Origin of the sequence: Exiguobacterium sp. 9-2, from assembly GCF_036287235.1 — a bacterium.
Classification (GTDB): Bacteria; Bacillota; Bacilli; order Exiguobacteriales; family Exiguobacteriaceae; genus Exiguobacterium_A.
The window spans coordinates 2726394-2739470 of sequence record NZ_CP142850.1; the positions used below are offsets into that span (position 1 = coordinate 2726394).

Sequence of the window (13077 nt, forward strand, 5' to 3'; positions counted from 1 at the left end):
GCACCTCTTCTTCATAGTTTCTCCAACTTTACTATGATTTCATAAAATGAATGATTGCGCAAACAAAAAAGAACACGCTGAATTAATTTTAGCGTATAAAATATATTTATTGAAGATAAATTTAGTCTTCCAAAGAAAAAATGTTGAAGAAATTGTGAAGACGAGGCATATAATGTACTTTTACATTTTTACGGCGTTTTAAACCTGTATCGTTCTCCCTCTTGCGAAAACGTTTGTCTTTAGAAAAATCATTGACGTATCGTACAAAAAAAGACCCGATTCCGCAAAGGAATTCGGGTCTTTGGTCGAATCAATCGCGACCGTAGTCTTTCAAGCTGAGACGGTTAACTGCTCGTTTCAGTGAAAGTTCAGCACGCTTGAATTCGAGTTCTGATAATTTCGTGTCCTGGAGACGACGTTCTGCACGAACCTTCGCAGCTGCAGCACGGTCATAGTCGACCTTGTCTGCTTGCTCCGCAGTTTCCGCAAGAACCGTTACAGTATCCTGGCGCACTTCCATAAAGCCACCGCTGATAGCGATCAACGTGCGTCCGCCATCTTCGTGGCGCAACTTCAAGATGCTGATATCGAGTGGTGTCACGAGTGGGACGTGGTGCGGGAGAACCCCGATCTCACCAGAAATCGTCTTCGCAACGACCATACGGATATCGCCATCATACACTTCGCCATCCGGGGTGACGATATTGACATGAAGTGTGTTCATCTCAAGTCCCCCTTATGCTTTGTCACTTAGACAAGCGCCTTCGCTTTTTCAATCGCATCTTCGATCGGACCGACGAGACGGAATGCTTCTTCCGTTAGATCATCGTGTTTACCTTCGAGGATTTCTTTGAAGCCGCGGATCGTGTCCTTAACTGGGACGTACGATCCTTTTTGTCCTGTGAACTGCTCAGCTACGTGGAAGTTCTGCGACAAGAAGAACTGGATACGACGCGCACGGTGTACAGTCAATTTGTCGTCTTCTGACAACTCGTCCATACCGAGGATCGCGATGATATCTTGAAGTTCTTTATAACGCTGAAGTGTTTCCTGAACTTGACGTGCAACACCGTAGTGCTCTTCGCCGACGATTTCCGGTGAAAGGGCGCGTGATGTCGATGCAAGTGGATCCACGGCAGGATAGATCCCCATCTCAGAGAGACGGCGCTCAAGGTTCGTCGTTGCATCTAAGTGAGCAAACGTCGTTGCAGGAGCCGGGTCAGTATAGTCATCGGCTGGTACATAAACCGCTTGGATCGATGTAACCGAACCTTTGTTTGTTGATGTGATTCGCTCTTGGAGCATACCCATCTCTGTTGCGAGTGTCGGCTGGTAACCAACGGCAGATGGCATACGACCGAGAAGGGCCGATACCTCAGAACCCGCTTGTGTGTAACGGAAGATGTTATCAACGAAGAGAAGAACGTCTTGTCCTTGCTCATCACGGAAGTATTCTGCCATCGTCAAACCAGTCAAGGCAACACGGAGACGTGCACCCGGTGGTTCGTTCATCTGACCGAAGACCATCGCTGTTTGTTTGATAACGCCTGAATCCGTCATCTCGTGGAACAAGTCATTTCCTTCACGCGTCCGCTCACCAACACCTGCGAATACCGAGATACCGCTGTGCTCTTGCGCGATGTTGTTGATCAATTCCTGGATGAGGACGGTCTTACCTACACCGGCACCACCGAAGAGACCGATCTTACCACCCTTGATGTAAGGAGCGAGCAAGTCGACGACTTTAATTCCAGTTTCGAGGATTTCAACTTTCGTTGAAAGGTTATCGAAAGTCGGTGCTTTTTTGTGGATTGGAAGACGTTCCACGTCAGCAGCGATTTCTTTTTCATCAATTGGGTTACCGAGTACGTTGAAGACGCGACCAAGTGTCGCTTCTCCGACGGGTACCGAGATTGGAGCATTCGTATCGATTACTTCCATTCCACGGCGTACTCCATCCGTTGAGTCCATCGCAATGGTACGGACGACGTCGTCACCAAGGTGCAGGGCGACCTCAAGCGTCAAGTCGATAGCCACTTCTTCTACAGTTTGCGGCGTATATTGAATACGAAGCGCGTTGTAGATGTTCGGTAAGTGTCCTTCGAACTTAACGTCGATGACAGGTCCCATGACCGCGACGACGCGGCCTTTTAAACCGAGTTCGTTCATCGTGTTTCCTCCTACCTATCGTTACGCCAGTCGGGATTACTGCTGCGCAGCAGCCCCACTGACGATCTCTGTGATTTCTTGCGTGATCGCAGCTTGTCGAGCTCGGTTGTAGACGAGAGTCAATCGACCGATCAAGTCATCTGCGTTATCTGTCGCACTTTGCATTGCTGTCATACGTGACGCATGTTCTGCTACTTTCGCGTCAAGAAGCGCACCGAAGATCAAGCTCTCCGCATAACGCGGGAGGAGTTCCGCAAGGATTTGTTCCTCGCTTGGCTCGTACTCATAAGTCGTCGAAGATGAAGCTTCGATTTCTCCGAGTGGGAGAAGGGTTTCGACTTTCACTTCCTGGCTGATGACAGATAAGAAGTGGTTGTAGCACAGCTTGAGCTCGTCGATTTCGCCGATCGTGAACGCACTCACTGTGCGCTTCACGATCTCAGCGACGTCGACATACGAAGGAGAATCGTTCAAGCCTGTGATCGCATCCGTGACCGTGATTCCGCGTGAACGGAAGAACTGGACACCGACTTTACCGACCACGAAGAGAACGTAACTGTCCGTAGTATGCTTTTCTTTGATTTCCCGGTAGACTTCACGCAGCACGTTGGCGTTATATGCACCAGCTAAGCCGCGATCCGATGTGATGACGATATATCCTGTCTTTTTGACGGGACGTTTCTCGAGCATCGGATGGCTCGCACCTGTCGTGCCATTCGCAATGGTTCCGAGTACCTCTTGCATTTTCAGCATGTAAGGTTGGAACTTCGCGCTATGTGCTTGAGCGCGGTTCAGTTTCGACGCCGAAACCATGTTCATCGCTTTCGTGATCTGTTTCGTACTTTTCGTCGAGTTGATCCGCGTTTGTATCTCGCGCAACGATGCCATTTCGATTCACCACCTTGTTAGTATCAAGAGCGTTCCGCCGGATTAAACCGTCGCTTGGAACGTTTTCTTAAATTCTGAGATTGCTGCTACGATCTCTTCGTCTGCTGGAAGGTTACCTGTCTTACGGATCTCATCGCAAAGTTGTTTGCGGTTTTGATCGAGCCAGAGGTTGAGTTCCTTTTCAAAACGACGAATATCCGTTACAGCAACATCATCAAGGTGACCACGAGTCAAGGCATAGATGATGATGACTTGCTTATCGACAGTAAGGGGTTGGTTCAAGTCTTGTTTCAAGACTTCAACTGTCCGCTCACCACGGTTAAGCTTCGATTGAGTCGCTTTATCAAGGTCAGATCCGAACTGTGCGAATGCTTCAAGCTCACGGTAAGATGCGAGATCAAGACGGAGCGTACCCGCTACCTTCTTCATCGCTTTAACTTGAGCCGAACCACCTACACGCGATACCGAGAGACCCGGGTTGATCGCGGGACGGACACCTGAGAAGAAGAGATCCGATTGAAGGAAGATTTGACCATCCGTGATCGAGATAACGTTTGTCGGGATATAAGCTGAGATATCCGACGCTTGCGTCTCGATGAACGGAAGGGCAGTCAAGCTACCTGCGCCAAGCTCGTCGTTCAACTTCGCTGCACGCTCAAGAAGGCGTGAGTGAAGGTAGAAGACATCCCCTGGGTAAGCTTCGCGGCCTGGTGGGCGTTTCAAGAGAAGTGAAAGCTCACGGTAAGCAGCTGCTTGTTTTGAAAGATCATCATAGATGACAAGAACGTGTTTGCCTTGGTCCATGAAGTGTTCACCCATCGCGACACCTGCGAATGGTGCGAGGTAAAGAAGTGGAGCTGGCTGTGAAGCCGCTGCCGAAACGACGATCGTGTAATCGAGGGCACCGTTTTTACGGAGCGTCTCAACGACGCCACGGACTGTTGATTCTTTTTGTCCGATTGCGACGTAGATACAGATCATGTTTTCTTCTTTTTGGTTGATGATCGTATCGATTGCGATCGACGTCTTACCCGTCTGACGGTCACCGATGATCAACTCACGCTGTCCACGACCGATTGGAACGAGGGCATCGATTGCCTTGATTCCTGTCTGAAGTGGTTCGTGTACCGATTTACGCGCCATAACGCCAGACGCCTTACGCTCGATCGGGTTGTAGTGTTCTGTTTCGATTGGACCAAGACCATCGATTGGCATACCGAGTGGGTTAACGACACGTCCGAGGAGTGCGTCTCCAGTTGGTACTTCCATGATGCGGCCCGTACGGCGAACAGAGTCGCCTTCTTTGATTTCAAGGTAGTCACCGAGGATGATGATACCGACGTTGCCTTCTTCTAAGTTTTGCGCCAAGCCCATTGTGCCGTTAGCGAATTCTACGAGCTCTCCCGACATGACGTTGTCGAGTCCGTGTGCACGAGCGATACCATCACCGATTTGGATGACCGTACCTGTCTCGTTCACTTCCATCGTAGAACCGTACTGCGCGATACGCGCTTTAAGCAGGGCGCTGATTTCTTCAGCTCTAATGCTCATGCGTTTCACCCCTATTTTCTTACGCTTTTAACAGCTCACGCTCAAGGCGCGTTAGTTTAGTTTCGATCGTACCGTCATATGTCGTGTAACCGATTTGAACGCGAAGTCCTCCGATGACACTCGTGTCGACGACGTTCTCGACTTCAAGCGTTTTACCTGATTTTTGGCCAAACGTCTCTTTCACTTTCGTGAGTTCCTCGTCTGACAATTTGTATGCACTCGTGACGATTGCCGTCGCGACATTGCGGTGTTCATTCAACAATGCAATGAAGTGTTCCGGTAACGTGACAATTTCTGCCGCCCGGTCGTTTTCGACCATGACGAGCAACGTGTTCAAGACGATCGAGTTGAAGCCAGTGAAGCTTGTTTGAAGAACTTGCTTGAGCTCTTCAGCAGAAATCGATGGGTTATCTAAAACCGAAGCGAGCTCTGGTGTTGCGTGGAGCACTTCGCCGAGCGTCCGCACATCAGCTTCTGCTTGCTCGAGCACATGGTGCTCAAGCGCAAGATCGAAGAGCGCTTTTGCGTAGCGTCCCGCTACGTGATCACGCATTAGTTCGTGCCCTTAGTATCAGCAAGGAATTGATCGACGAGTGCCTTTTGAGCGGCTTCGTCCGTCGCAAGCTGTGTTTTCATGACGTGGCGTGCTGCAGCGATTGCTTGAAGAGCGACATCGTTCTTCAAAGCAGCTTGTGCTTCAGCGCGTTCACGTTCGATCGCACGGCGAGCTTCTTCCTTACTCATTTCGGATTCAAGACGTGCCTGCTCCATCGCACGTGCTTGCTCTGCTTCTGCCTGACGGCGTGATGCTTCTAAAAGGTCGCGTGCTTCCGTACGCGCCTTGTTTAATTCTTCGCGTTGTTGTTCTACGTAGACTTCAGCGTCTTTACGGCTCTTTTCAGCCGAGTTGATCTCGCTAGCCACATGCTCTTCCCGCGCTTTCATCATGTTGACGAGCGGGCCCCATGCGAATTTCTTCAAGAGGATGAGGAGCAAGAGGAAAACGACGATCGTGACGATCATGTTGGCGATAAGAGGCTTACTTGCTTCCGCAACGCCCTCTGCCGCAAGATACGTTAGATTCATTCGATTACACTCCCCTCGTGGTTGGTTCAACTTCAATATCTACATAAGGGAGCCTAAGCTCCCGTGACGGTTCACTCAAACGTTGAACGAATAGCGCCCTATGTAGTCCGTTCTCGTTAATCGTGGATTAAGAGTTGAGAAGAAGGAAACCGACCGCTACACCGATGATTGGAAGTGCCTCAACAAGACCGATACCGATGAACATTGTTTGACGAAGTTCGTTTTTGAGTTCTGGCTGACGTGCTTGACCTAATACTGTACCGTTTACGATAAGACCGTTACCGATACCTGCGCCGAGTGCGCCGAGTCCGATGATGATCGCTGTTGCAATAAGATTCATGATAAATTGCCTCCCTAGAGTATGTTCATTGATTTGTCGTGCTGTTATCGGAAAAGCGGATGCTTTACCTTCGAATTAATGGTCGTGCGCTGCCTTATGTCCGATGTAAACCATCGTCAGGATAAGGAAGATGTACGCTTGGATACCACCGATGAAGAGTGAGAATCCTTGCCAGATCAACATCGGGATACCCGAGATGATCGCGCCTAGTGGTCCGAGGAATTGGAAATCGTTCGTACCAGAGACGATACCGATCGAAAGAATGATTCCGATCATGATTTCACCAGCGAAGATGTTTCCGTAAAGACGAAGACCGAGTGTCAACGTGTTTGCAAACTCCTCGATGATGGTAATGATAAACATCGGCGTCATGAATGTTTTCGCATAAGCGCCGAAGCCGCGCATCTTCACACCGTAGTAATGGCTCATGACTACTACCATAGATGAAAGTGCCAGTGTCACGTAAGGATCTGCAGTTGGTGAGTTGAACCAAATGTAGTGTCCCGTCACGACGTTGAATGGGAGACCCATGATGTTGGACACAAGGATGAACAGGAATAATGTCATTCCGAACGTAAGGAAGCGACCCCCTGTTTTCCAGTCCATCGTGCTGCTGATGATTCCGCGAACGAATTCGAGGAACATCTCCATCACGTTTTGAGCACCGGTTGGCTTCATCACAAGACGTCGCGTACCGGCCACGGCAATCAAGAAGACGAGAGCAGCAGCAATCAATACTGTGATCAAGTTCGTCCAGCTACCGTACAGAACGAAGTCACCCCAGAGTGGGATTTCGTAAAGTGGCATTTCGTGGTTCATTTGACTATTCACCTCTTTTCCCGCTTGAGTTCGTGAGTCAAGAACTCACAAAATTGTATGACGTGGCCGGCGAGAAGGCCTATTACCACCGCAGTTAATGACAATTCAGTTTGATATTTCAAACCGATCATCACACAAAGTACCGCGACCGCCATGCGTGAAACGGTCCCACGAGACATCGGCTTACGCCCCGTCTCGATTACACGATACATCCGATCGACGCTGAGTCGTTGAAGCGTCAAGATCAGAAAGCTGCCAGTTCCACCAAGCGCCAGTCCATAAATGACCGGTTCACTCGGGCGTCCAATGAGCAGCAGGACAGCCAGGATCCCGTAAAAGAGTCCAAACCATCGTAAGTACGCACGATACAACGCATCTTGAAGGATGATGTTCATGTCTTCTCCCCTAACAAGTGCCTGATCATGGCGATCATGCAAAGAATGCCGATGAAAATCCCGATGAACACGGCGAACGTCGCACCCATTTTTTCCCACCATTGTTGTTGTTCCCCATAGTTCCCAACCAAAAAGCCAATGACGATCGGTGCAGCCAGTGCCGTCGAAATTTGCGAGGCCATGACCATACTCTTCGCGAGCCCACTTTGGCGCACTAGAGACGACCCCCTTTTTTCCCAATTGTGAGTTCTTTTTCTTTCCCACAATTTGCGGATTTTCATACTAGTCAAGAATACAATGAAGCAGCTTTCATAGTCAAATGAATTCACAATAAAAACAGAGCCGAAAAACCTATACATATCAACGATTGATAAGGTTTTCACAGATGTCATTCGTGCAAGTCATTTCACGAAGATGTGAAGAAAATATGTAGTGCTATCAACGGTTAAAGAGATTGTTCATATGGTGAACAAAACCGTTGAACAGTAACGTTATATCGTGCCCATTAAAGCGAAACAAGACCTCTAAAATTGATTTGTGTCGATTTTGTGAAAAAACATTTTTTGTTCACAATTGAAAACGCTTCCGAATCGGGACATAAAAACAGCTCTGACATCTGTTTGTAACAATACATTTCAGCGATTTCCATTTTTTCAATCGTGCGGTACGTCACAGCTTGAATCGTCATCGTTTCCTTTCCAGTTTCAAGGTCATCTGGTTTTACATTTTCTAAACAAATGGGCTGATTTTAGTGGAAATGGTAAGATTTAAAGATATTATCCTCCTAAATCAACTATTGCGATTACACGAAATTCAAGACATAACAAAGAATCGCTCACATCACGCGACTCCTACAGGAAAAAGCACGAGTTTTCGTGCTGTCAGAGACAAGTGAGATCCGACTCCTCGTCTAAAGACGAAGGAGGCGCGGCTCACGTCTCGCTTGAGGAAAGCAAGTGAATGCAAGCGATTCGAGGATGATCGTTTTTTATTGCGTGAGTAACGGTGCCGGTGCTTCTCCTTGACCGAAGTGATGCAGAATCGCTTGGACGATGCGTTCGGACGCGTGACCGTCTCCATACGGGTTTGAAGCATGCGCCATCTCCTGATAAAGTGTTTTGTTCGTCAAGAGTTCTGTTGCCATCTGATAGATCGTCTCTTCTTCCGTTCCGGCAAGCTTCAACGTTCCGGCAGTAATCCCTTCCGGACGTTCCGTCGTATCGCGTAAGACAAGAACAGGAACACCGAGTGATGGTGCTTCTTCTTGTACGCCACCCGAGTCAGTTAAGATCAAATGGGCACGGCTCGCGAAGTTATGAAAATCGAAGACGTCGAGTGGAGCAATCAACGAAATCCGATCATGCCCTTCAAAAACCTTCTTCGCTGCTTCTTGAACGACTGGATTGAGGTGGACCGGATAGACGACGTGCGTCTCCGGGAACGCATCGACGAGGCGACGAATCGCCCGGAACATTTGGTGCATTTTCTCGCCTTGGTTCTCACGACGGTGCGCTGTCATCAAGATCAACTTCCGGTCCCCGACCGTCTCGAGCATCGGGTGGACGTAATCCGATTGGACGGTCGTTTGCAGGGCATCAATTGCCGTGTTTCCTGTAATGTAAACACCGGCGTGACGATTTTCGGATGCGAGATTCGCTGCCGCTTGCGCGGTCGGAGCGAAATGTAAGTCCGCGAGCGTCGACGTCAACTGACGATTGACCTCTTCCGGGAACGGAGAGTACTTATTATAGGTCCGCAGTCCCGCCTCGACGTGACCGACCGCGATCTGATTGTAATAGGCAGCCAGGCTTCCAACGAACGTCGTCGTCGTATCCCCATGGACGAGGACGAGATCCGGTTTGATGTCCTTCATGATGGCATCAAGTCCTTCAAGACCACGCGTCGTAATGTCGACGAGTGTTTGACGTTGTTTCATGATATTCAAATCATGATCCGGTTCGATCTCAAACAGATCGAGCACTTGATCAAGCATCTCCCGGTGCTGGGCAGTGATCGTAACATGAACATCAAAAGCAGGGTGTTGCTTTAGGGCGTTGACGAGCGGTGCCATCTTGATGGCTTCCGGTCGTGTCCCGAAAATCGGCATGACTGTAATCGGCATGGTGACTTCCTCCTTTTTTCCTTTTTTCATTAAAGCATATTTCAGCAATCTTGCGCAGTTTACGAAATAGCAACGAAAAGACCGCAGATCATCGTCTGCGGTCTTTTCGTATATCTTGCTGTTTTTTACTTCGTTCCGAAGAGACGGTCTCCTGCATCACCGAGTCCTGGGACGATGTATCCGTGGTCGTTCAACTTCTCGTCGAGTGCCGCGAGATAGATGTCGACGTCTGGGTGTTCTTCTTGAACGCGTTTAACGCCTTCAGGTGCTGCACAGAGACATGCGAGCTTGATGCTCTTCGCCCCTTGTTTCTTTAAGGAGGAGATGGCGTCTGCCGCCGAACCACCTGTCGCAAGCATCGGGTCAACGACGACGAAATCACGTTCTGCGACGTCTGTTGGGAGCTTGAGGTAGTATTCCGTTGGCTCGAGTGTCTCCGGATCACGGTACAAACCGATGTGACCGACTTTGACGTTCGGCATCATGCGGAGCATGCCGTCGACCATACCGAGACCGGCGCGGAGAATCGGGACGATCCCGAGTTTCTTGCCTTCGATCATCTTTTGCGTCGTCTTCGTGACCGGTGTCTCGATCGCGACATCTGTGAGTGGAAGGTCACGTGTGATTTCATATGCCATCAATGAAGCCACCTCGTCGACAAGTTCCCGGAATTGTTTCGTTCCTGTTTCGACTTTACGCATGATCGTCATCTTGTGCTGAATCAATGGGTGATCAAATACATGTACTTTACTCATTGTTTGCATCTCCTCTCCATTCTCTTTTCGCATTGTACTCTATAAGCGTACTGCTTGGGAACTGTTTTTTCGTCAATTCCCGAGCGTACTCTTACCCGATAGAATCGCTTTTGCCGCATAAGACCATTCATTTTCCGGTTGTTTCGCGAGTTCTTGTAAGGTCGCTCGATAGTCGCCTTTTTTATATTTTTGTTCATAGACGGCTTGCATCCAAAGGACATCACTTATGTAACCGGACTTCGGAAAATCTTCCCGATAGGCGATGTAATCCGCTTGTGTCGTGTTTTTCAACTTTCCGGCCGCAATCAACTTATAAAAGCGTGCCATGCCTGCTGTCTCTTTGTTCGTCAAGACGGATCCGTTCAAGACACTGTCTGCTCGTTTGTAGTCCTTCGCCTGAACGGCAGCGACCCCTTGCTCGAGCGCTTCTTTCGCAGACACTTTCAGCTCCTGTGTTTCCGTTTTCGTTTTCTTCTTCTCTGGCTTGATCGCTTTCGCCCTCTCTTGCTCCCTTGCCAATTGTTCGTTTTTTTCTTTTAACTGTTCGACTTCTGTTTGTAGCGCTGCGAGTTGTTGCTCGACCTCTGTCTGTTTCGTCGCGACCGGTGTTGCCGGTTCATCGTCCAACTGTGTCCAGATCAGACCGAGACAAACGACAGCTACAGCTCCACCGAGCCACCACGGATTTAGTTTTCCGAGTCGCTTCCAGTTTTTCAGCTGTGGATGATTCTGAACGGTCATAGGAAACGATGCTAGCCGTTTCTGAACAAGACGTTTCCCGCCTGCTTTTCCTGCGATCGCTAGGCGGTAACGATAAACCTCTGCCGGCATCGGTAACGTCTTCCACTGTTCAAAACGAGCATCCGCTTGTTCATAAAATCCGGCCTGTTGCATGATGACGATTGCTTTGAAATCTTCGAGCATCCGTTGATATTCCCGGCGCTCGTGGCTTTTATGTGTAAACCATTCCGTTAGTCGTTCAGTCTGAATGGCTTGTAATTCGCTTTGAATCAAGGTTGTTAAATTCACATTTATTTCCACCCTTATCTTTTTTTACTACGGTTAAGTATATCAAAGATAACGCTTCCGCAAATGGTCCGTTTCCCCTATCTTCGTGACGAATCAACAAAAAACCCTTTTGTTTTCACATGCACTGAGGCACGAAAACAAAAGGGGAACTCGTTTAACTATGAGAATAGGACCGGGATGCTGTCGCTTCCGTAATCCGTCCGTCTTCAATTCGCCAAATCCGGTCACAGACATCTAGCATCCGTTCGTCATGGGTGATGACGATGACGGTCTTGTTCGCATCATGCGCTTGCTGTTGCAATAACTCCATCACCCGGCGTCCATTTGGGTAATCGAGACTCGCCGTAGGTTCATCCGCGAGTACAAGTCGTGGGTCATTGACGAAAGCCCGGGCAATTGCGACACGTTGACGTTCCCCACCCGATAAGGCGTGCGGCAAATGGTCTTTCCGGTGCTCGAGTCCGAACACAGCGAGTGCCGCCGTCGCGTCAACCGATCGACCGGCTTCCTTCGCGACTAGCTCCAGTTGCTCACCTGCCGTCAAAAACGGCACGAGATGCGATTCTTGAAAGATGAATCCGACTTCTTCGAGACGTAAGCGACGGCGTTCTTCGTCCACTGCTTCACTAACACACGTATGATCAAAGTAGACGGCACCATTCGTTGGTGTCTGTAACAATCCAAGCAGCTGGAGCAGTGTACTTTTCCCACTACCGCTCGGTCCGACGAGAGCAATTAACTCGCCCGCTTCTGCTTGTAAGTTAATGTCATGCAGCACCGTCATCTCACCATAACTTTGCTCAATCTGTTCTAATCGAATCATCCGTTCATTCCTCCCATCGCATCTGCCGCCTCGAGTTTCTTGACCATCCGTAACGGAACGAGCGCACCGAGGATCGCCGTCACGAGTAGAATACCGCCGTACATCAGACTCGTCGACCATTCAAATCGGAAGGGAAGATCCGGCGGCAGGAAACGACTCGTCAGATAGGTGATGGCGACACTGACACCAAAGGCAAGACTCGTCAGTATGACGACTTGAACGAGCAGACTCGCACCCATCGTCCGTGTCCGGATACCGATTGCCTTTAAGACACCAAGCTGTTTCATCTTCTGCATCGTCAAAATATAGAAGAAGGCTGTCAGAATCAATGCTCCGATGACGACGAGCGCGACCCGCATCATTTGAAAGGAGTTTTGTTCTGCCGCATAACCCGGAACGTTCTCGACAACCGTTTGTTTCGAAAAGAGCGCTTGATCCGTTTGCAACGACTGACCGATGTACGCCGATACGTATGACGTGCCCATTTTCGATTGCCACGCTTGCCACGATTCATCCGTCATCCAGAGAACGGGTGCATGACTATAACGACCGTCCGTTACTGTACCGGCAATCTGGAACGTCTCCTTCGTTCGAAAATCTGTGATCGTATCGCCGACGCGCGTTCCGCGTTGCTCCGCATACGCAGCATCAACAAGTACCTCCCCTTTTTGCAACGATTGCAGCTGTTTGGGACCATATTTCGTAGTCTGTGGTAACGCAAAGACCGTTACGTCGTCCTTCGTTTTATTCTTCTTCTCAAGCACCATGTTCTGGACACCGAGTGCTTCCGCGCCCTTTGGTGTCTCATCCGCCTGTAAGAATGAACGGGTCAGCTGCCCTTCTGCATCTTTACTTAGCGCAAACTGTTCGACCGGCAGATTACGGACGGCTGCCCCATTGTCATAAGCTAGTCCATCTGCAAGACCAGTGATCATCAAGATCAATAAGACGAGCAACATCGTCACAATCGTCATCCAACTGAATCGCCCTTTCATCCGGACGAGTTCTTTCCATCCTAGTTTCATTGTGTGATCCCTCCTGTATGTTCGCTACAGGATTGATGATACAGCCGCAATATGAACGGAACATGAACGCAGGTG

The 13077-nt window shown here is 49.3% G+C and carries 15 protein-coding genes; all 15 read right to left on the reverse strand.

Annotated features, from left to right (window positions below):
• Positions 1–310: 310 nt before the first annotated feature.
• Entirely contained in the window at positions 311–724 is a 414-nt protein-coding gene (locus VJ374_RS14195; protein ID WP_023469493.1) for a F0F1 ATP synthase subunit epsilon, read from the reverse strand.
• 26 nt (positions 725–750) lie between these two features.
• Positions 751–2169 carry a F0F1 ATP synthase subunit beta gene (gene atpD, locus VJ374_RS14200; protein ID WP_064299243.1) on the reverse strand — a complete coding sequence of 473 codons (1419 nt, stop codon included), beginning with the start codon at positions 2167–2169 and terminating at the stop codon, positions 751–753.
• 36 nt (positions 2170–2205) lie between these two features.
• Complete coding sequence (atpG, locus tag VJ374_RS14205; protein ID WP_058704130.1) at positions 2206–3057, reverse strand: ATP synthase F1 subunit gamma; 852 nt, start codon at positions 3055–3057, stop codon at positions 2206–2208.
• A gap of 42 nt (positions 3058–3099) precedes the next feature.
• On the reverse strand, positions 3100–4608 hold the full coding sequence (atpA, locus tag VJ374_RS14210) for a F0F1 ATP synthase subunit alpha (protein ID WP_023469496.1): 1509 nt from the start codon (positions 4606–4608) through the stop codon (positions 3100–3102).
• Between the two features lie 19 nt (positions 4609–4627).
• Complete coding sequence (locus VJ374_RS14215) at positions 4628–5161, reverse strand: F0F1 ATP synthase subunit delta (RefSeq protein ID WP_023469497.1); 534 nt, start codon at positions 5159–5161, stop codon at positions 4628–4630.
• Positions 5161–5694 (reverse strand): F0F1 ATP synthase subunit B, encoded by a 534-nt coding sequence (atpF, locus tag VJ374_RS14220; RefSeq protein WP_035410626.1) that lies wholly within the window; start codon positions 5692–5694, stop codon positions 5161–5163. The genes VJ374_RS14215 and atpF overlap by 1 nt, the downstream gene beginning before the upstream one ends.
• 127 nt (positions 5695–5821) lie before the next feature.
• Positions 5822–6034, reverse strand: coding sequence for a F0F1 ATP synthase subunit C (gene atpE / locus VJ374_RS14225; RefSeq protein WP_023469499.1), 213 nt, complete (start codon positions 6032–6034; stop codon positions 5822–5824).
• Between the two features lie 75 nt (positions 6035–6109).
• Entirely contained in the window at positions 6110–6853 is a 744-nt protein-coding gene (gene atpB / locus VJ374_RS14230) for a F0F1 ATP synthase subunit A (protein ID WP_329469329.1), read from the reverse strand.
• Between the two features lie 8 nt (positions 6854–6861).
• Positions 6862–7248, reverse strand: coding sequence for an ATP synthase subunit I (locus VJ374_RS14235; protein WP_290752966.1), 387 nt, complete (start codon positions 7246–7248; stop codon positions 6862–6864).
• A complete protein-coding gene (locus tag VJ374_RS14240; RefSeq protein WP_023469502.1) occupies positions 7245–7463 on the reverse strand; it encodes an AtpZ/AtpI family protein in 219 nt (72 codons plus the stop codon). Before VJ374_RS14240 ends, VJ374_RS14235 begins: the two co-directional genes overlap by 4 nt.
• A gap of 773 nt (positions 7464–8236) precedes the next feature.
• Positions 8237–9370: a non-hydrolyzing UDP-N-acetylglucosamine 2-epimerase gene (gene wecB / locus VJ374_RS14245; protein WP_329469333.1), complete on the reverse strand. Its 1134-nt coding sequence runs from the start codon at positions 9368–9370 to the stop codon at positions 8237–8239.
• 125 nt (positions 9371–9495) lie between these two features.
• Positions 9496–10125: a uracil phosphoribosyltransferase gene (gene upp / locus VJ374_RS14250; protein ID WP_023469504.1), complete on the reverse strand. Its 630-nt coding sequence runs from the start codon at positions 10123–10125 to the stop codon at positions 9496–9498.
• 72 nt (positions 10126–10197) lie between these two features.
• On the reverse strand, positions 10198–11154 hold the full coding sequence (locus VJ374_RS14255) for a hypothetical protein (RefSeq protein ID WP_329469335.1): 957 nt from the start codon (positions 11152–11154) through the stop codon (positions 10198–10200).
• Positions 11155–11308: 154 nt separating this feature from the next.
• Positions 11309–11977, reverse strand: a complete 669-nt coding sequence (locus VJ374_RS14260; RefSeq protein ID WP_035410636.1) for an ABC transporter ATP-binding protein — start codon at positions 11975–11977, stop codon at positions 11309–11311.
• Positions 11974–13002 carry an ABC transporter permease gene (locus VJ374_RS14265; RefSeq protein WP_329469337.1) on the reverse strand — a complete coding sequence of 343 codons (1029 nt, stop codon included), beginning with the start codon at positions 13000–13002 and terminating at the stop codon, positions 11974–11976. The genes VJ374_RS14260 and VJ374_RS14265 overlap by 4 nt, the downstream gene beginning before the upstream one ends.
• Between the last annotated feature and the right edge of the window lie 75 nt (positions 13003–13077).